Origin of the sequence: Venatorbacter sp. C2-1, from assembly GCF_022832715.1 — a bacterium.
Classification (GTDB): domain Bacteria; phylum Pseudomonadota; class Gammaproteobacteria; order Pseudomonadales; family Oceanobacteraceae; genus Venatoribacter; species Venatoribacter alkanivorans.
The window spans coordinates 4,006,398-4,029,752 of sequence record NZ_CP094879.1; the positions used below are offsets into that span (position 1 = coordinate 4,006,398).

Genomic DNA, 23,355 nt, shown 5'->3' on the forward strand with positions numbered 1-23,355 from the left:
CTATATTATCAGGATTCACCAACCCGGAATGGGTTGCAGGTCAAAAAGATAAACCAAGCCCCTGAAATGTCTACTCTTGAACTGAATTACCAGAATGTGCTGCAACGCCTGCAACAGGCCTGTACACAAAACAACCGCCCTGCTCAGAGTGTACGCCTGCTTGCGGTCAGTAAGACCAAACCCGCAACTATGGTCGAGGCTGTCTACGCCCTCGGCCAGCGCAGCTTTGGTGAAAACTACCTGCAGGACGGCATGGACAAAATCACTGCCCTCAGCCATCTGACCGATATTGAATGGCATTTTATCGGCCCGCTGCAGTCCAACAAGACGCGTCCCGTCGCCGAACACTTCCAGTGGGTAGAAACCGTTGACCGTGACAAAATTGCCCGCCGCCTGAGCGAACAACGCCCCGCTGGCCTGCCAGCGCTGAATGTACTGGTGCAGGTGAATATTTCTGCCGAAGAGCAAAAAGCCGGAGTGCTGCCCGCTGAAGCGCACGCCCTCTGCACTCTGGTCAGCGAACTGCCCAATCTGTGCCTGCGCGGCCTGATGTGTATTCCGGAAGCGACCGGTAATGAAGAGCGCCTGCGCACCCAGCTTGAAGCCATGCAGGCGCTGTATCAGCAGCTGGCGGCAGAATTTCCGGCAATGGATACGCTCTCAATGGGTATGTCCGGCGACCTGGAGCTGGCGATAGCCTGCGGCAGTACCGAGATCCGCATCGGTACCGATATTTTTGGTGCCCGCGACTATCCTGCCAACAACTGATACCGGAATGCCGGAAGAAACGGCAAACTGCTCATAATCGACCAGAATTAATGCAGCACCCGCTCACACCGGGCGCTGCGACTTTATACAAAAGAAGGAACCAGCATGACTCAAATCGCATTTATCGGTGGCGGTAACATGGCCTCCAGCATTATTGGCGGCCTGATCAAACAGGGCGAAACCAAAGCCAGCCTGATTCATGTTTCCGACCCCGGCGCCGAACAACGCAGCAAGCTGGAAAAAGAATTCGGTGTAACCACCCACGCCGATAACCTTGATGCCATCGCCAAAGCCGATGTCGTCATCATGGCGGTCAAACCACAGATGATGAAAGAGGTTCTCGACCCCCTGCAGGCCACCCTGAGCAAGCGTCAGCCACTGCTGATTTCCATTGCCGCCGGTATCAATATGGACAGCCTGGCACGCTGGAGCAGCTGCCGCGCCATCGTACGCTGCATGCCCAACACGCCGTCTCTGCTGGGACTGGGCGCAACCGGCCTGCTCGGCAGCAAAGACGTCAGCCTCGACCAGCGCAACCAGGCCGATTCCCTGCTGCGCGCCGTTGGCCTGACCGTGTGGGTAAAAACCGAAGCCGAAATCGATGCCGTAACCGCTGTTTCCGGCAGTGGCCCGGCGTATTATTTCCTGCTGATGGAAGCCATGATCGAAGCCGGTAAAAAGCTTGGTCTGAGCGAACAGACGGCAACCAAACTGACCCTGCAAACCGCACTGGGCGCGGGTCAGATGGCAATGCAATCCGATGTTGGCCCGGCCGAACTGCGCCGCCGTGTAACCTCTCCGGGTGGCACCACCGAGCGCGCTATTGCCACTTTTGAAGCCGCCCATATGCGCGATATTGTCGATGCTGCCTTAAAAGCCGCCAGCGACCGTGCCGCCGAGCTGAGTGAACAGCTGGGTAAAGCCTGAATAGCCGTACCGGGGTGTGCTGAGGTTTCCTGACAAATAAGACCATTGTCAGGACTGGAAAAGGCGCTGAGGCGCCTATATGTTAAAGGCTGACGGCCATAAGCGGCCGCCAGCCATTAAATATTCACGGAGTTACCATGTCACCGTTCTCTCAGGTCGGACTGTTACTGATCAATACCATCGGCAGCATGGCGCTGTTTATTATTATTCTGCGCTTTCTGCTGCAGCTGGTGCGCGCCGATTTTTACAACCCGATTTCGCAGTTTCTGGTCAAAGCCACCAATCCGGTATTAATTCCGTTACGCCGTATTATTCCGGGCTTTGGCGGACTGGACGTTGCATCACTGGTACTCGCCTATGTTGTTCAGGCGCTGTTGTTTGCCGCTATCTTTATGTTTGCCGGATATGGCCTGCCCTGGGCCAACATTCTCCTGTGGGCGCCGGTCGGACTGTTTGCGCTGCTGCTGAATATCTACTTCTGGGGTCTGGTAATTACCGTGATTGCCTCCTGGATTGCGCCAGGCTCTTACAACCCGGCACTGATTCTTATTAACCAGATTCTCGAACCTGTCGTACGCCCTATCCGCAAAATGATGCCGGATATGGGTGGCCTCGACCTGTCGCCGATTCTGGTTTTTCTGGCAATTAAAATTGTCGAAATAATGCTGCTTGGCCCGCTGGTGCAGATGCTGCAGATTCCGCGCGGACTGATCATCGGCCTGTGAGCACACCCGAACACTCTGTCGCACATTACCAATGGACAGACGGGGATTTACTCCTCGTCTGCCACCTGCAGCCCAAAGCGTCTAAAAGCGAATTCTCTGGCTTACACGGTGATGCCCTGAAAGTCCGTATTCAGGCGCCACCGGTTGAAGGCAAAGCCAACAGCGAACTGGTTAAATTTCTCGCCAAACAGTTTGGCGTCAGCAAAAGTGCTGTCAGCATTATCAGTGGCGAGCTGAATCGCCATAAACGCGTGCGCATCACACAACCGCAAAGGCTGCCGGCAGAAGCCCTGATCACACAGTCTTAATCCCGCACCCTTCTTCTCCCGCCCCTTATTCCAACCCTGCGCCCAACAAAAACCCCACTCTTTGTGTTATAGTGCCGCCCTCTTATCTCCTGCCGGGAGCCCCTGAATGCCGCACCGCGCTCATTTATTTTCCCTGCGCATCGCCAATGCCCTGCGCGAATCCCTGAAAGAATCACCCTACACCGCACAACGTTTTGGCAAAGATATTATTGCCGGCATCACCGTTGGTATTATCGCCATTCCGCTGTCGATGGCACTGGCAATCGCCAGCGGAGTCGCACCGCAATACGGTTTATACACCGCCATGATTGCCGGTTTTATTATTGCCCTGACCGGCGGCTCACGCTTCAGCATTTCCGGCCCGACCGCGGCCTTTGTGGTCATTCTTTATCCCATTGCGGAAAAGTTCGGCCTCGGAGGTTTGCTGATTGCCACCCTGTTATCCGGCCTGATTCTGATTGCCATGGCCTTTGCCCGCCTCGGGCGTTTTATCGAATATATTCCCGAGTCGGTAACCCTCGGCTTTACCTCCGGTATTGCCATCGTGATTGCGACTCTGCAATTAAAGGATTTTTTCGGGCTGACTATTCAATACCCGGAAACCTATGTCGAAAAAGTACACACCCTGGCACAGGCGTTACCCGGCTTTGATAGTGCCAGCCTGACCGTCGGTATCACCACCTTTGCGACTCTGCTGCTGTGGAAAAAAATCAGCAGCCTGCCGCCCCATATTCCGGCACTGCTGGTTGGTGTATTAACCGCCTGGCTGCTGGGCTTACAGGGCCACGAAGTCGACACCATCGGCAGCCGTTTCAGTTATTTATTACCGGATGGTTCGGTTGGCAACGGTATTCCACCAATATTGCCGGAATTTTTCTGGCCCTGGGAACAGCCCGGCGCCGACGGCCAGCCGATTGGTTTGTCCTGGTCGCTGCTGCAGTTATTACTGCCTGCAGCATTTTCCATTGCCATGCTCGGCGCGATTGAATCCCTGCTCTGCGCCGTGGTGCTCGATGGCATGACCAACACCCGCCACAGCGCCAACAGCGAGTTACTGGGTCAGGGCATCGGCAATATTGTGGTGCCATTTTTTGGTGGTATTACCGCCACCGCCGCCATTGCCCGCTCGGCCGCCAATTTCCGCGCCGGAGCACAAACGCCAATCGCGGCAATGGTTCATGCCCTGGTGGTAATGGCCGGTCTGCTGGTACTGGCTCCGGTACTGGCGCATTTACCCATGGCCTCGATGGCGGCGCTGTTATTACTGGTGGCGTGGAATATCAGTGAGGCCGATAAAGTGCTGCACTTTTTCCGCACCGCGCCCAGGGGCGACATTATGGTGCTGGCGACCTGTCTTAGCCTGACGGTACTGTTCGACATGGTGATCGCCATCGGCGTTGGTATCGTGCTCGCCTCACTGTTATTTATGCGCGATATTTCTGAGATGACCAAAGTCAGCGATATCAGCGACAACAGCAAATTAATCAGCGAACCTCTGCCGGCTGGCTGGGCAGTTTATAAAATAAACGGGCCGCTGTTTTTTGCCGCCGCTGACCGGATTTTTTCTGAACTGGCGATTCACAGCCGCGATAAAAAAGCCGTGATTCTGTATATGGATGCCGTACCGGTTATTGATGCCGGCGGCCTGGCCGCCTTGCTGAAATTTTTAGCCGCCAGCGCCAAATACAATACCGAAGTGCGTATTGCCGACCTGCAGTTTCAGCCGCTGAAAACCCTCGCCCGCGCGGGGCTTAAGCCACAGGATAATATATTGTCTTTTTATCCGAGACTGCAGGATTCATTACCATAAAGAACAAGAGCCAACGATTTAAGCACTGCTGATCCGCCGGTTAATCCACGATTAACCGGCTAATGGCTTGTTCCCCGGACGTAGCGGGTTTTATTGTAAACATTGTATTTTCCCGATGGTTTTTTCATTGGCAGGCGCTTGACCTCTTCCAGTGTTTTGGAATCGTAAATAATCAGCTCACCATCATCATCCCATATGCTCAGCAGGGCATAACGACCATCACGGGTAAACTCGACATGGCCGGATGTTTTTCCCGGAGAGGGGCGCAGGGTTTTAACAATTTCCAGTGACTTTTTATCAATAATATTAATCAGGTCTTTATGCGGACCAAAGAACACATCTGACCAGGCATAAGGACTGCCATCATGACTGCGGGTAAAGAAACCCGGCCCCTGAGTATCAAGCTGGCGAATGGTTTTCCAGTTGCTCATATCAATAATGGTTAAGCGGCTGTCTTTCAGGTTTGGCGTCATAAGGACTTCAGTATCCTGGTATTTCCAGGTAATTCCTGACCCCAGATGCGGCATGCCTTCTATGCTGAGGTCTGCCACCGTATTACCGGAATCCAGATTCACGACCTGAGCACTGTTACCCTTTCTTGAAGAGCCGATAAGGTACTGATAATTCTGGTCAAAGAAAAAGTCATCCAGGTATTCACTGGTCGGAATGCGGCGTATTTGGGCATCGGTATCTGACGGGGTAATTTCCCAGACTTCGGCAATATCTTTCAGTGCTGCAACAAAGCTGTGGCGCGGTGGTGCGGTGTATACCGCACTGACACGTGAGGTTGTATCACCACTGCTGGCCGGAATAATCTTAATAAGGCTCAGATCTTTACTGCTCAGCAAAACCAGATTACCCGGCAGGTAGTTAGCGGCGATCAGGTATTGGCCATCTGCCGAGATGGCAAGATTGCGGGTATTGATACCAACCCGGATTTCGGCGAGATAGGTCATGTTGTAAATATCGTATTTACTGATCCAGCCATCACGGGAAGCAAAGTAAACGTAACGCCCATCCGGTGAAAATTTAGGGCCGCCATGCAGGGCGAAACGGGTTTTAAAACGGGTTATGGCTTCAAATTTATCGCCATCCAGCAGAGTGGCAGAATGATCACCCAGCTCCACCACAATAAACAGATTCTGCGGGTCTGCACTGAACAGTGGTTTGTCGTTATCAGGAACCGGATAACTTACCCGCGACTGTGTAATATCTTTTTCTTCCCAGCGCGGAGGTTCGGCCGGCGGGCTGTAAATCAGCTCAATCAGCCGCTGCAGTTTTTCTTCCGGAATCTGTCTGGCAAAGGCCGGCATCTGAGTCAGGACGCGACCGTGCAGCATAACATTCAGTGCCTCTGCTTTACGCAAACGTGCCAGGCTTTCCGGCAGCAGTGCCGGTCCCATGACTCCGGTACGCTGCGCACCATGACAACCGGCACAGTGATCCTGATATATCTGCAGGGCCTCAGAGTCTGCTGCCGTGCTGGTCTGCGCCACACAGCTCAGAATGCTCAGGTTGCCGATAAGCAATGGCAGCAGCCAACGGGAAAGAGGGTTCAACATGCGACTGACTCCTGTACAACCGGCTGGAATTCGTCATAGGCGAGTGCCGTAACGCTGCCAATAATCAGCAGTGATGGCGGACGGATATCTTCGCTGGCAACAAGCCGTGGCAGATCGTCCAGAGTGGAGCGCAGAACCCGCTGTTGTGGTGTCGTGCCACGCTCGATAACCGCAACCGGCGTCTCTGCTGCCAGACCAGCAGCCGTCAGATTCTCAGTAATAACAACCGCACTGTTGACCCCCATATAAAACACCAGGGTTTGTCCGGGCTGGGCCAGCGCCTGCCAGTTCAGGTCAAGTTCGCCATCCTTTTTCAGGTGCCCGGTAACCAGCGTGCAGCTTTGCGCATGATCACGATGGGTCAGCGGGATACCGGCGTATGTGGCACAGCCGGAAGCGGCGGTAATGCCGGGGATGACCCGATAAGGCAGTCCGGCATGACGCAGGTCTTCAATCTCTTCCCCGCCACGGCCAAAAATATAAGGGTCCCCTCCCTTAAGGCGGACAATACGTTTTCCGGTACGGGCCAGACGAACCAGCAACTGGTTGATTTCTTCCTGTGGAAGAACATGGTCTCCGGCGGCTTTGCCCACATAGATGGTCTGACACTGCGGCGGCAGAAGTGCCATGATGCCGGCACCGACCAGGCGGTCATAAATAACCGTATCGGCCTGGGCCAGCAGGCGCAGCGCCCTTAGCGTCAGCAACCCGGGATCGCCGGGACCGGCACCGATCAGCGCGACTTCGCCCGGTTGCAGTGGTGAATCATCAGGCACTGAGGACAACATCTGATTAAGGATTGGCGGGTGCATAATTAGTCTCCAGTTATCCTTCGGCCTGCAGCAGCGGGATCTGCCCGGGCTGATGCGGATTAATTTCGTCATCACTCAGGTAGCAGGCCGGATCTTCAGCCCAGGGATTTCCTGTCATCTGAAAGGCACGTACACGGGTATTTCCGCCACACAGATTCAGGTATTGGCAGGTGGCGCAGCGCCCTTCCAGCGGACGGGGGGTCTGACGCATTCCCTGCATCAGCGGATCTGTGGTATTGCGCCAGATATCACTGAAGGGGCGTTCGCGGACATTGCCGAGGTTATGTTTCCACCAGAAGGTGTCCGGATGAACCTGGCCAAGGTTATCGATGTTGGCGATATTCACACCGGATGAATTCCCTCCCCACTGCACCAGCTTCTGCTGTAGCAGATCGGCACGTTCAGGGTAGTGTTGCCGTGCCCACATAAGCAGCCAGACACCATCGGCATCATTATTACCCGTGACGTACTCACGGTTTCTACCGGCTTTAAGTTCGCTCTGGCAGCGTTCAAATAAATCCGTCATTACCCTGCGGGTAGTGTTCAGGAAGGCATCCTGTTTACGGTTACGCCCTCCCCGTCCGGCATAATTCAGGTGGGATAAATAAAATTTGTCGATATCCAGCTGATCCATAAGATCCAGCATGGCGGGCAGCTGTGGTGCATTTTCTTCCGTCAGGGTAAAGCGCCCGCCCACCCGGATACCGTGTTCACGGCACAGTGCCATTGCATCCAGAGAGGCACGGTAAGCTCCCTTCATCTGCCGGAAGCGGTCATGGGTTTCTTCATCGCCGTCCAGACTGATGCCAACGTAATCAAACCCCGCCGCCGCCAGCTGCTGAATATTGTTACGGTTGATCAGTGTGCCATTGGTGGATAATCCAACATAAAAACCCAGCTCACGCGCCTTCTGCGCAATATCATAAATATCCGGCCGCATCAGCGGTTCACCGCCGGAAAGTATCAGGGCCGGTACCCGAAACTGGCGCAGATCCTCCAGTGTGCGGAATACTTCTTCTGTGCTCAGCTCGCCGTGGAAGTGGGTGTCAGCCGAGGTTGAATAGCAGTGTTTACAGGTCAGATTGCAGCGCCGGATCAGATTCCAGATCACCACCGGGCCCGGCGGCTTGCGTGCCGGAGGCAGCGGCTGATCCGACAGTAGCCACTCCATCTGCTGAGTCAGTCTGAACATAAAAACCTCCGGTTATTGCGATGTGCCGGCCAGACGAAGACCGGTTTTTTTCAGAATTTGACTGCTGTACAGCACATCATGGCGATGACAGCTGTCCCCCAGCAGAGCGCGGATGCGGCTCACCAGTTCTTCAACCTGTTCGCGGCTGGTGCCGTGTACCATGGCAAACAGGTTATAGGGCCACTGTTCACCTTTGGCCGGACGCTGATAGCAGTGGCTGACATAGCCACTGGCGGCCAGTCTGGCTCCGGCTGCGGACAGCTGCTGCGGATCAATTTCCCAGACACTCATGCCGTTAAAGCGGTAGCCGATAGCGTAATGATTCGGCACCAGCGCAATACGCCGGATCACACCGCTATCCTGCATTTGCTGCAGGCTATCCAGCACCTCCTGTTCACTGACACCTAACTGCCGGGCCAGCTGCAGATAGGGTTTTTCATGCAGCGGCAGCCCCTGCTGGGTCAGCTGCATCAGGCGTTGCATCAGAGGACTGAGCGCAGACTCAGACCGGCAGATAGAGCTGCACATAAAACTCCTGCTCCTTGGGAAAATTCAGCATTTCGCAACCGCTGGCTTTTTCCAGCTCGTCCAGTACGCAGGCAACCTGCTGCGGCTGTTCGCAGGCCAGCACAAACCACATATTCAGCCAGTGCTCACGCCGGTAGTTATGGGCAACTTCATGGCGGGCATTAACAAGCGCAGCAACCTCGTCAAATCGGTGTTCATCGACGTGCGTGGCAACCAGCGTAAAAGCGCCACCGGCACGCTCAATCTGAAACATCGGGCCAAAACGGGTGGCCAGGCCGCAGTCGAGAAACTGCGTTATGCGCTCCAGAATCACCGCCGGTGTTGTCTGAAGTTCTTCCGCCAGCTGCTGAAAAGGCTCTGAACAAACAGGTAATCCCTGTTGCAAACGGTTGATCAGCGCCCGGTTCAGCTCATCGCTGAGCAACGCCTGATATGTTTCAGTTACCATTGGCCGCACCTTTTGCATCAGGCTCAAAATAGTCGCCACCACACTGCTTAAACTGCTGCCGGCTGAACAATATTTGAAAAGGGAAAACCGACAGGCCAAGGCTCTGGCGCAGCTGCGCAATCTGCTGCAACACCTGATCGCGACAGCGGCCATGAATCATGCAGAACAGGTTGTAATGCCAGCCGGGACGCCGCGGACGCCGGTAGCAAAGTGACACCCGGCCACTGGCAGCAATGGTTTCACCAACCAGATCGACCTGCTCTGTTGGAATATCAAATACCAGCATGGCATTGGCGTTGTAGCCCAGCTGATGGTGATCGACGATGGCCCCCATACGTCTGATCAGCCCCTCCTGTTGCCAATGCTGAATCCGTTGCAGAACCTGTTCTTCACTCAGCCCTGTTTGTTGCGCCAATACCCGGTACGGGCGGGAGTCGAGAGGCAATCCCTGCTGCAGCAGGAATTTCAGTTGTTGCTCAGCGTTTTGCACAGACATCATCCGCGCCTCCATTCCAGTTCAGCGGAAATCCGAGGTTGATGTGGTAAGCCTGCTCCATTGGCAGCACCAGTACCGGCCACGGATGACGCTCACATATGGCTTCCAGGCGTTGCTGCAAAGCCTGATCATGGCTGGCCGTCAGCACAAACCACAGATTGTATTGATGCTCCCGCTCATAGTTATGATTAATGCCAGCAAAGGTATTCAGGCTGAGCGCTTCCTGTTCCAGCTTGTCAGCCGGAATCGCCATCGCCACCAGCGTACTGGCTCCGGCACGGTGATGATCGAATACCGGGCCAAGACGTCTGATCAGCCCCCGCTGAATTAAATCGTCTATTGCGGCAATAACATCGGCTTCGTTGCTGCCCAGTTCGCTGGCCATATCCTGATATGGTGTCAGTGATGACGGCAGATGTTGCTGGTAACCATCAATAATGGCCCGCTGTAAATCCGTCAGAGCCGGAACCGTCATACTCATCTCCTCTTAAAGACCAATGACATGAGCACGGCGGGTCAGAAAAATACCACTCGGACTATGAACCGGCAGTGTCGCTTTTTTCTCATAGGTGGCAGTGTCATAAAGCTGTACCTGATGATCGTCCCGGACCGATACCCAGACCTGCTCACCACGGGGAGAAAATTCCATATGCAACACTGCAGTACCGGGATTAATGGTGCGCAATAAACTGAAGTTTTCCGCATCAAGAACCTGGACCTGATTATTATCGGGGAAAGCAAAAGAGACCCATATTTCACGGTCATCCGGACGGGCCATAACAAATACAGGTTGTCCGGCAACCGGAATATGTGCCACCTGTTGCCAGGTATCACTGTCAATTACCAGTACCTGATGGTGACCGACTCCCGGTACAAATAAATAATTACCAGACTGAGCCCAGCCCTCAAGATGCGGCATTTTGTATACCGGCAGGCGCTGGTCCTTGTTGCCATAATCCGGCAGAACCCGTACCGGAGCCTGCTGCGGATGCCAGAGATCAAGACGTGCCATTCCGGGCTCGCCAAACAAACCCGCCACATAAAAACGGCCATTATCGGTAATTAATGCGTCGTATGGTTTTTGCCCGATATTTTTATGACGGCGAATATCCCACTCACCATCAACAGCAAAGTGCGAGAAATCCGCGATCCAGATTTCATTGCCATCAAACAGGCTGAAAACAAAGCGGTTACCCGGCGCATCAACCAAACCAACGGTTTTTGACGATTTTTCTGCGCCACTTTCGTCGGTGTAAACCGCCGGAATATCAGCAACAAGTTTCAGTGTTTCTGCATCAAAAACACGTACCCCTCCGGGACTGTAATTGGAGACGGCAATCAGTTTCCCATCCTGAGAAATGGCACCACCAATACTGTTGCCACTCTGCAGAATACGCTTATCGATTTTTTTCAGAATAAGATCGACTTTAGTCAGGCCACCATCACGCCCGAAGACATAGGCGAAACGTTCATCGCGGGAAAAAACAACCGATGCGTGTGATAAATCACCCAGACCATTAATCGTCGCTACAAGGTTCTGCCCGGTACTGTTAAAAACAGCCAGACTTCCGCTTTCCCGTTCAATAATAACGCCGAGATCACCGCTGGCATAAACCGTTGCCGGTTTTTCAGACATTTGACTGCAGGCAGCATTCAGAAGCACCGTTAAGATTAAAATACAGTATTTCATTGTCCGGTCTCCGGAAGAGGGCTGAGAATAATGTTTACCAGATAATTAATTTCATCATCCTGCAGCAAAGGTTCCCAGGGCGGCATAGCCGTACCGCTTATTCCTTTGCTGATAATATGTTGCAGATAATCCGGATCACGGCTGCGCAGATCCTGCGGCAGCAGACTGGGACCAAGCCCGCCTTTAAGCGTCATGCCATGACATGAACCGCAATCATGTTTAAGAAGATGAACCAGCCCTGCCTGCTGTTCTTTTGTAAGATCAGCCCGGGCCGGCATAAACAGCAGACAGAGCAGTGCCAGCAGCAGTATCCGGTTAACGTACATCCTGTTCACCTTGCACCCCGATCCAAACAACTGTTCCGGATACTAGCAGCCTGCTTCTTTCCAAACCTGACTCAACTCAACAACTTAAAGCCATGCATCTGCGCACAGGTGGTATTTATATACCCATTAATTTCCACAAAATCCGGAAAATCACTACCCTAAGCGTATTGCAGAAGAATCCTGAATTACGCTAATGCGATAAGCATTAATAACAATGGAGGCTTACGGTAAGCAGAAATAATGGGGCACTACACGACTTTAAAAAATAAACGCCATTCAGTGGCGACAAGCTAATCAATACTTCTGCATTGCAGATAAGTCATACAACAAACAATAAAAAGCCCGCGTCTAACGCGGGCTTTTTATGTCTGACAACTCGGTAATTACTTACCTTTTAACTGCAGCGTCTCTACCGCCTGCGTTCTAATATCCGCCGCTTTAAACAGCATCGGACGCCACTGCAGGTTGCTGTAGTTCAGCGTCTGGTCGGTGAAGAATTCCGACTCAGGATCATGTGACTGACCGTAGCTCAGGAACATTTCTGCCTCAGGGCCGTTATCACCGTATTGCAGCGCCATCACGAAGCTGGAGCCGTAGTTAATGCGGTAACGCTCGGTCGCACCTGTGCCGTCTTCATCCAGTGATACCAGCGGCGAATCGGCGCGTTTGCTGCCCACCAGATTGGTTGCCAGCTCGGAAGTCGAGCGTGATGGCACCGCACTGGAAGCCATATTAAATACGCCTTCATACGAGTTGGCGCCGGTAATCGCAATCGGATCTTTGCCTGCGGCTTTAATCACGTACTGCACCGAACCCAGCGTCGCATCCAGCGCAATACCGGCATCGGTCAGACGCTTGGCCGCCGCGGCCAGTGCCTGCAGTACCGGGTCGTTATCAACATCACCGGCGTCAATCGCCACCAGACCAGACGGCGTGGTTGCTGCCTGCTGGGCACTGAAAGGTACGGCGAACAGGCTGTCAGACAAATCACGGTGACCGGAAACACGGAAAGCCGCGAGGAATTCACGCATCACCTGCGCACCGGTGCTGTTCAGGTTGTACTTACCATCCCAGTTGGCCAGCGCGGTACAGGCGGCGGTTAAATCAAACGCCGAGCCGTTTACCTGAATGCTGTTGTGGTTGGTACAGCGGGTTACCAGTTCGTTGCGGAAGTCACCGCCAAACAGCGAGCCGTTATGGGTCAGTACGGTTTCCAGCTCACTCAGGGTAAAGCGGTTATCAGCACCGGCCAGACCGGTTCCCGACATATCGCTGATCAGCTGGGCGTTGTAGCGGGTACGCGGGCTGCGCACAATCTGCTCCGGGCCGTACATCAGGCTGTAGCCGGTCAGAGGTTCAGCCACGTTGGTCAGCCAGTGGCTGCTGTTGGCGTTGTATACATAGTCGCTGCGCGTAACCTGTGGCGCCTTGCTGAACGGCACCAGACCCGGCGCTCCGGCATCACCCGTGTCGACCCACTCGTACAGTGAGTTATTACCCGGTAACAGCACGCTGCCGGCGCCGTCCTGCCAGATCGGTGCTAACTGCGGGCTCTGGGATGCCATACCCCAGTAAGCTTCAGCCTGTGGGCTGAGCTGCGGTACCTGAGTGCCGTCGATATAAGAAGCCGTGCCGTCGTCGGCAATCATCAGGGTATTTACCCACGGAATGCCCTGATGATCGGCAAAGGCCTGGAAGAATTCTTCGCGGTTTTTCGCTTTATCCATTGCGATCCACTGTTCCAGCATGCGGGTGTTACCGGCGTTGGCATCGCGGAAGGTGACGGCCGAACTGGTTGTCCAGCCCAGTGCCGGAGACAGTGACGCCAGATTCACCATCGGCCCAAAATGGCTGAAGTACAGGGTGTGCGGCACATCCACCAGCGAGCCGTCGCCCTGCTTCACTTTTACCGTGACGGTTTTGCTGCTGAGCTCGCGGTATTCACCATCAAACTTGTAGCGCAGCGGATCGGCCGGATCGAGCTCCAGCTGATACAGGGTAAAGCGCTTCGACTGCGACACGGTGTGCGTCCAGCCCAGATTCTGGTTGTAGCCGATCACCACCGCTGGCAGACCCACCATGCCTACGCCGTTAACATCCAGCTCACCGGGAATGGTCAGGTGTTGCTGGTAAAAGCGCAGCTCGCCGTCCCATGGGAAGTGAGGGTTTCCTAACAGCGCAGAGCTCGCGCCATCAACACGATCACTGCCCAGCGCCCAGCCATTACTGCCAATACCTTCAGAGGTAAAAACATGACCGGCATCCAGTTGTGCACTGTCGACCGCAGCAACCGTAGCGACCGGCGGCTGTGCCGCAGCCATCGCCGCGAGGAAGTTACGAGCACTCGACAGCCCCGCCAGATCCAACTGATAAGCGAGCAGATCCTGCGCCGTAATGCTGGTTACCCAGTCAGCACCGCGACACGGCGACGGATATTCCTGCGGACCGGCACGCTCACTCAGCGAGCGGTTAAAGCCGGCAGCATAGCCCTGCAGCAGCCCTCTGGTCGTTGCTGATAAACCACTGTACAGCTGGGCGGCTTCAGCCGGATAATCCATGGCTTTGTAGCCCAGATCCGACAGCAGATTGGCATTGCCGCTACCGGCGCCAAAGTATTCGGACTTCTGTGATTTAAGCTTCAGCAGTTGTTCGGACAGGGTGCAGAGGTTTTCTCTGGCCTGCGCATAACCGATACCGTAACCCAGACTGGGATAGTCTTTGGCCTCAATATGCGGCACACCATGGGCGGTATAGGTGATCTGTGCTTCGTAGGAATGGCTTGCATTGCTCTTATCGTCATTGCAGCCTGTTAATAAGGCGCAGCTTAATGCGCTCAGCGCGTACAGGCCGGGCTTCTTCAGGACACTGCCTAAATGCATCGGGGTTTCCTCACTTGTTATGATTATGTGACAGGAAATAGTATTAGACGCCGGAACGACAACAGGATCGTCCGTATCGATAGATCCGACACCAAAGAAAAATAACTTTAAAAACAAACACTTACACGTACGGTTCGATCTATCCGAACTTTAGTTGGTCTCTCTGAGAGGTATTGATGAACTACGAAGCAGGCGCAGCAGCGCTGATCGGACTGTGCCTCAGCAGTGTACTGCTGCTGGCCACCCTGAGCTGGATGGTAAATCATGCCCACACCCGCCTGACCATCGCCTGGCTTTTGGGGCTGGCAACACTGGTGATGCTGCAATCGCTGGAGTTTCTCTATCACGCCACCGATATGTTTCTGCGCTGGCCGTTCTTTCTGAAACTGATCGATCCACTGGTTGTGCTGCTGCCACTCACATTGTATGGCTATCAGCGCGCGCTGCAGGGCGACAATATTTTTCACCCGCGCAGACAAATGCTGCTGCACTTATCTCCGGCCTTCATCGTCGCATTAATGGACGTTCCTTACTGGAACCTGCCCGCGGCCGAACGCATCGACTGGATGCTGAAAGTACGGATCGACGAAAGCCTGTGGCAACCACTGGCCCCTTACGGCAACGACTACCTCGCCATTATCGCCGGACTCAGCCTGCTGTACTGGTGGCGGCAGCGCACTCTGGGCTACCAGGGACGCAAAGCCAGACTCGGCAGCTGGATTAATAAACTGCAGACCGTACAACTGATTATTGCCCTCTCGTTGCTGGGCCGTATTCTGCTCAGCCAGGGCTTTGGCTGGAATCTGTCGGTGGCCTTTGCCCTCGCGCCGACCAGCGCCTACCTGCTGTATCTGATGCTCAGCCACGCCCAGCTGCCGCAAAGCCTGCCACCACGTCAGCCATTGGCAACGTCATCCAAACCAGACAACACAGACCCGGGCAGCGCAGACCCGGACAGCAGCAACGTCACACCAGCCGATACCAGCGCAGCTACCGCCAACAATGCCCAGCAGGAACTCTTCGCCGAGCTGCAGCAGGCACTGGCCAATGGCGCATTCCGCGATAACGAACTGTCGCTCGGCAAACTGGCCGCCATGTGTGGCATGACCACCCATCAGGCATCGGCGGCCATTAACCAGTGTTCGGGCAGTAATTTTTACGACTGGCTCAACCGCTACCGGATTGATGCCGCACAACAGGCACTGCGCAACAGCGATACGCCGGTGTCACGCATTTGTTTTGATGTAGGGTTTAATTCGAAGTCGACCTTTAACACCGCATTCCGCCGCCTGAGCGGTGTTACTCCCAGTGAGTTCCGCAAAAGGCACCAATCATGACCCTGATATTTCATGATCTGGCCCTGATCCTGCTGCTATGTGTATTGCTGGCCAGTGCAGAGACGCTGCAGGGAATTGTCAGAGCTGCGGTGCTGGTGCCGCGGCTGGGTAAAAAAACCGCCCTTAAAATCAGCGCCATTACTGGTTCACTGTTAGCGCTTCTGTTGTGCTCCTGGATGATTCCCAAAACCAGCCTGAACTCTGCCGCAGGCCTGTTGCTGGCGGGTGTCATACTGGCGGCATTTATGGCGCTGTTTGATGTACTGATTGGACGACGGGTAATGAAACTGAGCTGGGAAAAAATCGGCCGGGACTTTAACCCGGCCAATGGCAATTACCTGAGTATCGCGCTGTTGCTGCTGATCACCTACCCATGGGTGGTAATGCAGATACTAGGGCCTGTTGACACTCAGTGAAACAGGCCCTAGCTCTGTAATAATATCGGCGGGGCAGAAAAATGATCGTTCGCTGCAGCGGGCCCAGACGCATACATTCAGGCGCATAAAGTCGGACGCAATATCGGATACAGAATCAGGCTCTGCCATGTAGGAGCGGATCTTATCCGCGACCAGAATTCGCTCATTTTTACTTACTCTAAACTGAATGCCGTACAGCATCGTCCCGTCAACAAATCTGTAAAGCTCGTTTTCCAGCGAGGGATAGCGAAGTTCTGCTTCGTACCAACCTTCGCCTTCTTATTTTGAAAAAGTATCGGGATTAATTTACGGGATCAGCATATCTTAATAATTAAAGCGTGCGGATATCGATCCATTCCGCCTGAGTCAGGGGATTAAAAATATGTTCCGAAAACCAAAACCTACATTCAATCTTATCCCCGTACTTCCCAAAAACTACCGCAGCATTTGCTTGCGCGCGATCGAAGTTTCTCAAGACCCGAAAGTTCTGATGAATAAGCATCTGATTACTGATTTTTCAGATCAGGGGAAGCTTACTCAAAAAGAAATCCGGGAATGTATTGACTTCGAAATCCGTGATGGAAATGTTGGCATTATGGGCTTTCATGATCACCCGGATGAAATGTGGATAAATGAAAATTACCGGGAGTTCGCAGACTACTGTGAACAACAGGGCTGGCTACGTATTGAAGGGCCAGCTTCCTGACTAAAACCTACCCCCTCCCCATAAACCCGCGCTTTAATGTCTCCGACGGGTTTTCACCAAACAGTTGTTTGTAGTCATGGGCAAACTGGCCGGCGTGCCAGAAGCCCCAGTGGCTGGCAATGCGCTGCACGGTTACGTCGTCCTGTTCAACATCAAGAATGGCATCGGGCTGTGACAGTGCACGACGTACAGAATTTAAGCGTGATACGCGTAAATAACGTAACGGGCTAATGCCCAGAATATTTTCAAAACTGTATTGCAGGGTGCGGCGGCTTACATGGGTTAATTCGCACAGTTCGGTCATGGTGACCGGTGCATTGGGGTTGGCGGCGAGGAAATCTTTTACCCGGTCAACCACCGCTTTACGCCGTGCATAGGCCGGCAGCGTACTACTGTTGTTGTCTGGTTGTTGCAGTACTTCGAGTACGGCCATTAACAGCATGTCCTGCTGTAATGGCCCGGCCAGACCGCTGTGTTTCGGTGCCAGTAAACGCTGTAATACATAGCGCAGGGCGTTGAGTTTTTGTTCCTGCCAGCCGCGCCGTGGTGATTGCCATAAGCGCGCATCAAGGTTAATGCCCTGTGCCTCAGCACACTGTGTCAGCGCCTGCTGGCTGACCACGATGCCGTAAATATCAAAGCTTTGCGGTGTTACTAATTCAAAGCCGGTGTTTCCCGGCCGGCACATTAATTCGTTGCTGGCTACTTCCTGGCCGTTAATACGGCAGTCCTGTTCGCCGGCAGCGAATCCCAGCCAGACGGAATCCGGCCAGACGTTGCACTGCTGGCGCAGCGCCTGGCTGGTGTGTTCACGGAATACCTGCAAATGCTCCAGCGCCAGTTCGTCGATGCGGCCATAAAAAGCACCGTCGCTGAGCTGGTCGTACTCCTGTTGCCAGTCTCGCAGGTTGTGGGCGTGCTCGTCCGCATCGGTTGCTTCGGTTATGCACCAATCAGGGGCGGTTGCATGCTGCATCGCTACATTACTGTGCGCACTATCAGATGCGACTGGGAAGAATGGTGACGCTTTCACAATAGTCCTGTGTTACCAGCTCGTGATCTATAAGCTTTTACCATCATTAATCCGCTGATTTAAATAACAAAAACCATATTTGCCAAAATTCGATAGGCCGCCGGAACGCTATTCGCTGAGTTGTTCATAAAGGATAAGGCTGCCAGCAGTATCTGCGTCAGCAATATCTGTTCCGGCCGGGCCCATCTTATTGCCCGCCGCAACACGTCATTGTTTCAGGAAACCGCTATGCATAAAGCGTATCGCTACTCTCTGGGTAGCAAGACTTACGAATTCCGTAATCTGGCCGACCTGATGGCCAGAGCAACCCCTGCCCGCTCCGGCGACCGTCTGGCCGGGGTGATTGCCCGTTCCGCTGAAGAACGTGCCGTGGCACAGATGGCGCTGGCCGAGGTGCCACTGAAAAATTTTCTTAACGAGGTATTAATTCCTTACGAACAGGATGAAGTAACCCGTTTAATTATCGACGAACACGATGCGCTGGCATTTGCACCCATCAGTCATTTTACCGTGGGTGATTTCCGTAACTGGCTGCTTTCAGATCTGGCCAGCAGCGACATGCTGGCCAGTATCCGCAACGGTATTACGCCGGAAATGGCTGCGGCGGTGAGTAAAATCATGCGCAATCAGGATTTAATTCTGGTCGCGCAAAAATGCCGTGTTATTACCGCTTTCCGCAGCACCATTGGTTTACCCAAGCGTCTGGCGACACGTCTGCAGCCGAATCATCCGACCGACGATATGAATGGTATTGCCGCCAGTATTCTCGATGGTCTGCTGTATGGCAGCGGCGATGCGGTGATTGGTATTAACCCGGCCACCGACAACGTTGCCCAAGCCACCCGGCTGATGAAATTAATGGATGAAGTCATCAGCAAATACGAAATTCCAACCCAGTCCTGTGTGCTGACCCATGTCACCAATACGCTGGAATGCATCGAACAGGGCGCACCGGTCGATCTGGTATTTCAGTCGATTGGCGGCACCGAGGCCACCAACTCCAGCTTTGGTTTTAATTTAGCCACACTGGCCGAAGCCGAGCAGGCCGCACTGTCATTACAGCGCGGCACCGTGGGCAATAACGTGATGTATTTTGAAACCGGTCAGGGCAGCGCATTATCAGCCAATGCTCACCACGGGCTGGATCAGCAAACCTGCGAGACCCGCGCCTATGCCGTAGCGCGCAAATTTAATCCGCTGCTGGTGAATACCGTGGTGGGTTTTATTGGCCCGGAATATTTATTCGACGGTAAAGAAATTATCCGCGCCGGTCTGGAAGATCATTTCTGCGCCAAATTACTCGGCCTGCCAATGGGCTGTGACGTTTGCTACACCAACCACGCCGAAGCCGATCAGAACGATATGGATAACCTGCTGACCTTACTGGGCGCTGCCGGTTGTTCGTTTGTGATGGGCATTCCCGGCTCCGACGACATTATGCTCAATTATCAGACCACCTCATTCCACGACGCGTTATCTGCACGCCGTGTTCTTGGCCTCGGGCCATCGCCGGAATTCGAAGCCTGGCTGGAAAAAATGCAGATTATGAGCAACGCCGCCGGTGCCTGCTTAAACGATGCATTACCACCGGCGTTTGCGGCGTCATTAAAAACATTACCGGCCGGTAATTCAGCATCGGAGGTGTCCAATGGTTGATCAGCCAGATATCCACAACGACGACTGGAACGGTGTTATAGATAACCCATGGCGTCGCCTGCGCCAGTTTACCGCAGCGCGTATTGGCCTCGGGCGCAGCGGTGTCAGCCTGCCCACCAAAGAAATGCTGGAATTTCAGTTAGCTCACGCTCAGGCGCGCGACGCCGTGCATACGCCGCTGGATTTTCCGGCGCTGACACAACAGCTGGAAACCCTGGCCGAACAGTATCCGCTGTTAAGCGACGAGCCGCCATTAAAGCTGCACAGCGAAGCCGTTGACCGTATGACCTATTTGCAGCGCCCCGATTTAGGCCGCCGTCTGGATGAAGCATCACGGGTATTACTGCAGCAGGAGCAGCAAACGCCGGAACAGCCCTTCGATCTGGCGCTGGTCATTGCCGACGGTTTATCCGCCACTGCTATTGCCCATAACGCCGTGCCTTTTATTCAGGCCTTATGTGAAGAGTTACAGGCCGATAAACAGCCGTGGAAGCTTGCCCCCATTACCCTGGTAGAACAGGGTCGGGTCGCAGTCGGTGATGATGCCGGCGAATTATTAAATGCTAAAACCGTACTGGTATTAATTGGCGAACGGCCGGGGTTAAGTTCTCCCGATAGTCTGGGGTTATATCTCACCTGGGCACCGGTGCGCGGCCTGACCGATGCCCGCCGTAATTGTATTTCCAACGTTCGGCCAGAAGGCCTGAACTTCAGCGAAGCGGCCCATAAGGCCGGTTATTTACTGCGCGAATCACGCCGGCTGCAGCTATCCGGCGTACAACTTAAAGACCGCAGCGGCTCGCTGACCGGCCCCGCAGACAGCCTGTCAGAAAGTACCGCACAAGCGGCGACCATTGATCATCAGCCCGATTTTCCGGATGAGCATACAACAATAAAACCCGCCTCTTCCCCCGCGGCAGAGACGAAAAATTTTCTGCTCGGCTGATTGTATTTTTTCTGTTTGAGAAAACACCATTTATTCAACGTATGAGGTAATACCATGTCCACATCCCATCAGGACTACCTTGCCAAACGGCAACTGAAAAAAGGCACCGCCGGCTGGATTCTTCTCGCCGGTCTCGGGGTTTCTTATGTAATTTCCGGTGATTTTGCCGGCTGGAACTTTGGTATCGCTCAGGCAGGCTGGGGGGGTTTTGCCATCGCCGCGCTGTTAATGGCGGTGATGTATTTTACCCTGGTGCTGTCACTGGCTGAAATGTCGGCGGCTATTCCGGCCGCCGGTGGCGGTTACAGTTTTGCCCGTCAGGCAATGGGCCCGGCAGGCGGTTATTTAACCGGCCTTGCGGTATTAATTGAATATGCACTGGCGCCGGCGGCGATTGTGATCTTTATCGGTTCGGCGGTTGAAGCTTTACTCGGCTTTAATGGCCCCTGGGTGTATGCCGCCTTTTATTTAGTCTTTATCGGTATTCATCTGGCCGGTGTGGGCGAAGCATTAAAAGTGATGATGGTGATTTCCGGTCTGGCTGTACTGGCCATTATTGCCACCGCGATTGCTTTAATCGGTAATTTTGACAGCGCCAACCTGTTTGATATTGCCGCCAGCGAAGGCGCTTCGGCCATGCTGCCACTGGGCTGGTACGGTGTATGGGCCGCACTGCCTTTTGCTATGTGGTTATTCCTGGCGGTAGAAGGTGTGCCACTGGCCGCCGAAGAATCCAAAGACCCGGCCAAAGATGTACCTAAAGGTATTATCGGCGCCATGGTTTTCCTGCTGTTTACCGCCCTGCTGGTTGTGCTGTTAATTCCGGGCGCGGCTGGTGCACAGGCAATGGGCGCAAGTGCCGTACCTCTGGTGGATGCCCTGAATGCAACCGGTAACAGCCAACTGGCTACCGTCGTTAACGTACTGGGTCTGGTCGGTTTAATTGCATCCTTCTTCTCCATTATTTACGGCTACAGCCGTCTGGTATTTGCCCTGTCGCGTGCCGGCTATTTACCACAAAGCCTGTCGGTAACCACAGAACGTAAAGTACCGGCGCGTGCCCTGATCGTTCCTGGCGTACTGGGTTTTGCTGCCTCGCTGAGCGGTGAAGGCGACCTGATGCTGGCCATGGCTGTGGTTGGCGCAACCGTGTCTTACGCCCTGATGGCACTGAGCCATATTATGCTGCGCGTTAAACAGCCTGAGCTGGTGCGTCCGTATAAAACACCGGGTGGTGTATTTACCTCCGGTATTGCCCTGCTGCTGTCGCTGATTGCATTAACCGGTGTGTATGCCTTCGACCCGCGCGCCTTCTTCTACACGCTGATCCTCTTTGTGATTGGTGCAGCCTATTATTTTGGTTACAGCAAAAACCATCTGGTGGCCAAAACTGCCGAAGAAGAATTCGCCATGCTGGAACAGGCCGAAGCGGATTTATACCCGGAAGAAAACGCAGAAAACTCTGCAACCGCCCAGACGGTGTAATAACAACCATCTGAAAATAAAAAAACGCAGCCATTGGCTGCGTTTTTTTATATCTGCAAAAAGCAGGATTAAAGCTGGAAAGAAATTCCGATACCCAGCCCTGAGCCATCAAAGGTGGCATCAGCAGGCTGATAGTAATATTCAATGTTCTGGTATTTGGCACTGATGGCAAAACGCGGATTCAGGTGGTACTGGTATTCGATCAGACTGCCGGTCGGTGAATCAAAGGTATACTCTGTGCCGTCCATATCCAGTTTCGGATTCATATGATACGTCAGGCCAGCTCCCAGACTGTGCTTGCCCAGCTGGTAGTGCAGCATCAGATCCAGCGGATAGGTCGAAAACTCAATGGTAACCGGATCGTTGTCGTCATCCAGACCATTGGCAGAATCACTCAGCCAGTTCAGGCGGGCTTCAGCACGAAACTGGTTCAGGGTGTAATACACACCGGCACCAAGGTTAATACCGGCACCGGCATTAATATCGCTAGACGTGCCACGTTCGTATTCCATCTCCGCCAACTTATCACCACCCGCCATCAGGTCAGCACTGAAGCTGAACCCTAAGCCTTGCTTTGTTGCGGTAGTGCTTTCCGCGTCAACCGCAGAATCTGTATCGGCATACGCCAGTGTTGTGGCCGAGGCCAGTAATAAAGTCAGCAGGCTTTTTTTCATTCCCTTGTACTCTGTCCATCATTGTTGGATTTAAGCAGCATAGGGTACGAATATTTCAGAAAATAGAAAGTCTTTATCCGTTTTCTTCTTTTCCGGGGAGCCCCGATCATGCACCGAAAGTGCGCTGACAGAGCCTGCTTGTCTGAGCTATGATTGCTGTGTTCTGCAGCCGGATACTCTTATGAATATTACTCCCTGCTTTAACCTCAAGCTGCGCCAGGCCGACCGGGTTCTGACCAGCTACTACGACAACAGCCTGCGCGATCTGGGTATTACCATTGCGCAGTTCTCTGTTCTGCGTGTGCTGTCGATGCTGAAAAACCCATCACAGAAAGAACTGCAGGAAGTTCTGGTGCTGCAGCAAACCACCCTGACGCGTAATCTGAAACCGCTGATCCGCAGCGGCTATGTTCAGACCAATCCCAGCCCCGATGATGGCCGGGTAACTCTGGTGTCTCTGACCGACGAAGGTAAAGCCTTGTTTAATAAGGCAAAAATTCGCTGGAAACAGGCACAGAGCGGCATTTCCCAGCACCTTGGTGACGAGCTTTCTGCACAGCTGTTGCAGGTCGCCGACGCTATTCTCACCCTGCGCAGCTAAAAAAAATTTGCCATTTGCATGCATATACAT

24 protein-coding genes are annotated in these 23,355 nt (G+C 53.7%); 12 read left to right on the forward strand and 12 right to left on the reverse strand.

Annotated features, from left to right (window positions below; translation table 11 throughout):
• The first annotated feature begins 66 nt into the window (after window positions 1-66).
• The 5 genes from MT343_RS18035 to dauA all read left to right on the forward strand — a co-directional run bounded on the left by MT343_RS18035 (window position 67) and on the right by dauA (window position 4,538).
• A complete protein-coding gene (locus MT343_RS18035) occupies window positions 67-768 on the forward strand; it encodes a YggS family pyridoxal phosphate-dependent enzyme (protein WP_145467868.1) in 702 nt (233 codons plus the stop codon).
• 105 nt (window positions 769-873) lie between these two features.
• Window positions 874-1,695, forward strand: coding sequence for a pyrroline-5-carboxylate reductase (gene proC / locus MT343_RS18040; RefSeq protein WP_145467866.1), 822 nt, complete (start codon window positions 874-876; stop codon window positions 1,693-1,695).
• A gap of 137 nt (window positions 1,696-1,832) precedes the next feature.
• Entirely contained in the window at window positions 1,833-2,420 is a 588-nt protein-coding gene (locus MT343_RS18045) for a YggT family protein (RefSeq protein ID WP_145467864.1), read from the forward strand.
• Window positions 2,417-2,728, forward strand: coding sequence for a DUF167 family protein (locus tag MT343_RS18050; RefSeq protein WP_145467862.1), 312 nt, complete (start codon window positions 2,417-2,419; stop codon window positions 2,726-2,728). Before MT343_RS18045 ends, MT343_RS18050 begins: the two co-directional genes overlap by 4 nt.
• 106 nt (window positions 2,729-2,834) lie before the next feature.
• Window positions 2,835-4,538, forward strand: coding sequence for a C4-dicarboxylic acid transporter DauA (dauA, locus tag MT343_RS18055; protein ID WP_145467860.1), 1,704 nt, complete (start codon window positions 2,835-2,837; stop codon window positions 4,536-4,538).
• Between the two features lie 59 nt (window positions 4,539-4,597).
• On the opposite strand, the gene MT343_RS18060 is transcribed toward dauA, so the two are convergent.
• The 10 genes from MT343_RS18060 to MT343_RS18105 form a co-directional block, all read right to left on the reverse strand.
• Complete coding sequence (locus MT343_RS18060; RefSeq protein WP_145467858.1) at window positions 4,598-6,100, reverse strand: cytochrome D1 domain-containing protein; 1,503 nt, start codon at window positions 6,098-6,100, stop codon at window positions 4,598-4,600.
• Window positions 6,094-6,912 carry a uroporphyrinogen-III C-methyltransferase gene (cobA, locus tag MT343_RS18065; protein ID WP_243989431.1) on the reverse strand — a complete coding sequence of 273 codons (819 nt, stop codon included), beginning with the start codon at window positions 6,910-6,912 and terminating at the stop codon, window positions 6,094-6,096. Before cobA ends, MT343_RS18060 begins: the two co-directional genes overlap by 7 nt.
• 13 nt (window positions 6,913-6,925) lie before the next feature.
• Window positions 6,926-8,104, reverse strand: coding sequence for a heme d1 biosynthesis radical SAM protein NirJ (gene nirJ, locus MT343_RS18070; RefSeq protein WP_145467854.1), 1,179 nt, complete (start codon window positions 8,102-8,104; stop codon window positions 6,926-6,928).
• A gap of 12 nt (window positions 8,105-8,116) precedes the next feature.
• Window positions 8,117-8,632 carry a siroheme decarboxylase subunit beta gene (gene ahbB / locus MT343_RS18075; RefSeq protein ID WP_145467852.1) on the reverse strand — a complete coding sequence of 172 codons (516 nt, stop codon included), beginning with the start codon at window positions 8,630-8,632 and terminating at the stop codon, window positions 8,117-8,119.
• Window positions 8,607-9,080 carry an Lrp/AsnC family transcriptional regulator gene (locus MT343_RS18080; RefSeq protein ID WP_145467850.1) on the reverse strand — a complete coding sequence of 158 codons (474 nt, stop codon included), beginning with the start codon at window positions 9,078-9,080 and terminating at the stop codon, window positions 8,607-8,609. Before MT343_RS18080 ends, ahbB (MT343_RS18075) begins: the two co-directional genes overlap by 26 nt.
• Entirely contained in the window at window positions 9,070-9,579 is a 510-nt protein-coding gene (ahbB, locus tag MT343_RS18085) for a siroheme decarboxylase subunit beta (protein ID WP_222428505.1), read from the reverse strand. The genes MT343_RS18080 and ahbB (MT343_RS18085) overlap by 11 nt, the downstream gene beginning before the upstream one ends.
• Window positions 9,557-10,051: an Lrp/AsnC family transcriptional regulator gene (locus tag MT343_RS18090; RefSeq protein ID WP_145467848.1), complete on the reverse strand. Its 495-nt coding sequence runs from the start codon at window positions 10,049-10,051 to the stop codon at window positions 9,557-9,559. The genes ahbB (MT343_RS18085) and MT343_RS18090 overlap by 23 nt, the downstream gene beginning before the upstream one ends.
• Before the next feature lie 12 nt (window positions 10,052-10,063).
• Window positions 10,064-11,212, reverse strand: coding sequence for a cytochrome D1 domain-containing protein (locus tag MT343_RS18095; RefSeq protein ID WP_222428504.1), 1,149 nt, complete (start codon window positions 11,210-11,212; stop codon window positions 10,064-10,066).
• Window positions 11,213-11,262: 50 nt separating this feature from the next.
• A complete protein-coding gene (locus tag MT343_RS18100; protein ID WP_222428502.1) occupies window positions 11,263-11,592 on the reverse strand; it encodes a c-type cytochrome in 330 nt (109 codons plus the stop codon).
• A 383-nt stretch (window positions 11,593-11,975) separates the two neighbouring features.
• Window positions 11,976-14,471 (reverse strand): penicillin acylase family protein, encoded by a 2,496-nt coding sequence (locus tag MT343_RS18105; RefSeq protein WP_145467844.1) that lies wholly within the window; start codon window positions 14,469-14,471, stop codon window positions 11,976-11,978.
• A 176-nt stretch (window positions 14,472-14,647) separates the two neighbouring features.
• On the opposite strand from MT343_RS18105, the gene MT343_RS18110 reads away from it, so the two are divergent.
• The 3 genes from MT343_RS18110 to MT343_RS18120 all read left to right on the forward strand — a co-directional run bounded on the left by MT343_RS18110 (window position 14,648) and on the right by MT343_RS18120 (window position 16,930).
• The gene (locus tag MT343_RS18110) at window positions 14,648-15,808 is read left to right on the forward strand and encodes a helix-turn-helix domain-containing protein (RefSeq protein WP_145467842.1); all 1,161 of its coding nucleotides are present in this window, start codon (window positions 14,648-14,650) and stop codon (window positions 15,806-15,808) included.
• On the forward strand, window positions 15,805-16,224 hold the full coding sequence (locus MT343_RS18115; protein ID WP_145467840.1) for a hypothetical protein: 420 nt from the start codon (window positions 15,805-15,807) through the stop codon (window positions 16,222-16,224). Before MT343_RS18110 ends, MT343_RS18115 begins: the two co-directional genes overlap by 4 nt.
• A 382-nt stretch (window positions 16,225-16,606) precedes the next feature.
• Window positions 16,607-16,930, forward strand: a complete 324-nt coding sequence (locus tag MT343_RS18120) for a hypothetical protein (protein WP_145467838.1) — start codon at window positions 16,607-16,609, stop codon at window positions 16,928-16,930.
• A 7-nt stretch (window positions 16,931-16,937) separates the two neighbouring features.
• Here MT343_RS18120 and MT343_RS18125 read toward each other — a convergent pair whose 3' ends face one another.
• Window positions 16,938-17,963 carry a helix-turn-helix domain-containing protein gene (locus MT343_RS18125; RefSeq protein WP_368666035.1) on the reverse strand — a complete coding sequence of 342 codons (1,026 nt, stop codon included), beginning with the start codon at window positions 17,961-17,963 and terminating at the stop codon, window positions 16,938-16,940.
• A gap of 228 nt (window positions 17,964-18,191) precedes the next feature.
• Between MT343_RS18125 and MT343_RS18130 the strand changes: the two genes are divergently transcribed.
• The 3 genes from MT343_RS18130 to eat are packed head-to-tail and all read left to right on the forward strand — an operon-like array spanning window position 18,192 to window position 22,050.
• Complete coding sequence (locus MT343_RS18130) at window positions 18,192-19,619, forward strand: ethanolamine ammonia-lyase subunit EutB (RefSeq protein WP_145467836.1); 1,428 nt, start codon at window positions 18,192-18,194, stop codon at window positions 19,617-19,619.
• Window positions 19,612-20,565, forward strand: a complete 954-nt coding sequence (gene eutC / locus MT343_RS18135; protein WP_145467834.1) for an ethanolamine ammonia-lyase subunit EutC — start codon at window positions 19,612-19,614, stop codon at window positions 20,563-20,565. Before MT343_RS18130 ends, eutC begins: the two co-directional genes overlap by 8 nt.
• Before the next feature lie 54 nt (window positions 20,566-20,619).
• A complete protein-coding gene (eat, locus tag MT343_RS18140; protein WP_145467832.1) occupies window positions 20,620-22,050 on the forward strand; it encodes an ethanolamine permease in 1,431 nt (476 codons plus the stop codon).
• Between the two features lie 68 nt (window positions 22,051-22,118).
• On the opposite strand, the gene MT343_RS18145 is transcribed toward eat, so the two are convergent.
• Window positions 22,119-22,724: an outer membrane beta-barrel protein gene (locus MT343_RS18145; protein ID WP_145467830.1), complete on the reverse strand. Its 606-nt coding sequence runs from the start codon at window positions 22,722-22,724 to the stop codon at window positions 22,119-22,121.
• A 181-nt stretch (window positions 22,725-22,905) separates the two neighbouring features.
• On the opposite strand from MT343_RS18145, the gene MT343_RS18150 reads away from it, so the two are divergent.
• Window positions 22,906-23,325, forward strand: a complete 420-nt coding sequence (locus MT343_RS18150) for a MarR family winged helix-turn-helix transcriptional regulator (protein ID WP_145467828.1) — start codon at window positions 22,906-22,908, stop codon at window positions 23,323-23,325.
• Window positions 23,326-23,355: the final 30 nt, after the last annotated feature.

What these genes read in the sequence shown, in the direction of transcription:
- MT343_RS18120 (WP_145467838.1), top strand. Translation starts at nt 16,607, where the DNA reads ATGTTCCGAAAACCAAAACCTACATTCAATCTTATCCCCGTACTTCCC.
- MT343_RS18115 (WP_145467840.1), top strand. Translation starts at nt 15,805, where the DNA reads ATGACCCTGATATTTCATGATCTGGCCCTGATCCTGCTGCTATGTGTA.
- eat (WP_145467832.1), top strand. Translation starts at nt 20,620, where the DNA reads ATGTCCACATCCCATCAGGACTACCTTGCCAAACGGCAACTGAAAAAA.
- dauA (WP_145467860.1), top strand. Translation starts at nt 2,835, where the DNA reads ATGCCGCACCGCGCTCATTTATTTTCCCTGCGCATCGCCAATGCCCTG.
- MT343_RS18145 (WP_145467830.1), bottom strand. Translation starts at nt 22,724, where the DNA reads ATGAAAAAAAGCCTGCTGACTTTATTACTGGCCTCGGCCACAACACTG.
- MT343_RS18105 (WP_145467844.1), bottom strand. Translation starts at nt 14,471, where the DNA reads ATGCATTTAGGCAGTGTCCTGAAGAAGCCCGGCCTGTACGCGCTGAGC.
- MT343_RS18045 (WP_145467864.1), top strand. Translation starts at nt 1,833, where the DNA reads ATGTCACCGTTCTCTCAGGTCGGACTGTTACTGATCAATACCATCGGC.
- proC (WP_145467866.1), top strand. Translation starts at nt 874, where the DNA reads ATGACTCAAATCGCATTTATCGGTGGCGGTAACATGGCCTCCAGCATT.
- ahbB (WP_145467852.1), bottom strand. Translation starts at nt 8,632, where the DNA reads ATGTGCAGCTCTATCTGCCGGTCTGAGTCTGCGCTCAGTCCTCTGATG.
- MT343_RS18060 (WP_145467858.1), bottom strand. Translation starts at nt 6,100, where the DNA reads ATGTTGAACCCTCTTTCCCGTTGGCTGCTGCCATTGCTTATCGGCAAC.
- MT343_RS18130 (WP_145467836.1), top strand. Translation starts at nt 18,192, where the DNA reads ATGCATAAAGCGTATCGCTACTCTCTGGGTAGCAAGACTTACGAATTC.
- ahbB (WP_222428505.1), bottom strand. Translation starts at nt 9,579, where the DNA reads ATGATGTCTGTGCAAAACGCTGAGCAACAACTGAAATTCCTGCTGCAG.
- MT343_RS18035 (WP_145467868.1), top strand. Translation starts at nt 67, where the DNA reads ATGTCTACTCTTGAACTGAATTACCAGAATGTGCTGCAACGCCTGCAA.
- cobA (WP_243989431.1), bottom strand. Translation starts at nt 6,912, where the DNA reads ATGCACCCGCCAATCCTTAATCAGATGTTGTCCTCAGTGCCTGATGAT.
- nirJ (WP_145467854.1), bottom strand. Translation starts at nt 8,104, where the DNA reads ATGTTCAGACTGACTCAGCAGATGGAGTGGCTACTGTCGGATCAGCCG.
- MT343_RS18100 (WP_222428502.1), bottom strand. Translation starts at nt 11,592, where the DNA reads ATGTACGTTAACCGGATACTGCTGCTGGCACTGCTCTGTCTGCTGTTT.
- MT343_RS18080 (WP_145467850.1), bottom strand. Translation starts at nt 9,080, where the DNA reads ATGGTAACTGAAACATATCAGGCGTTGCTCAGCGATGAGCTGAACCGG.
- MT343_RS18090 (WP_145467848.1), bottom strand. Translation starts at nt 10,051, where the DNA reads ATGACGGTTCCGGCTCTGACGGATTTACAGCGGGCCATTATTGATGGT.
- MT343_RS18110 (WP_145467842.1), top strand. Translation starts at nt 14,648, where the DNA reads ATGAACTACGAAGCAGGCGCAGCAGCGCTGATCGGACTGTGCCTCAGC.
- MT343_RS18095 (WP_222428504.1), bottom strand. Translation starts at nt 11,212, where the DNA reads ATGTCTGAAAAACCGGCAACGGTTTATGCCAGCGGTGATCTCGGCGTT.
- eutC (WP_145467834.1), top strand. Translation starts at nt 19,612, where the DNA reads ATGGTTGATCAGCCAGATATCCACAACGACGACTGGAACGGTGTTATA.
- MT343_RS18150 (WP_145467828.1), top strand. Translation starts at nt 22,906, where the DNA reads ATGAATATTACTCCCTGCTTTAACCTCAAGCTGCGCCAGGCCGACCGG.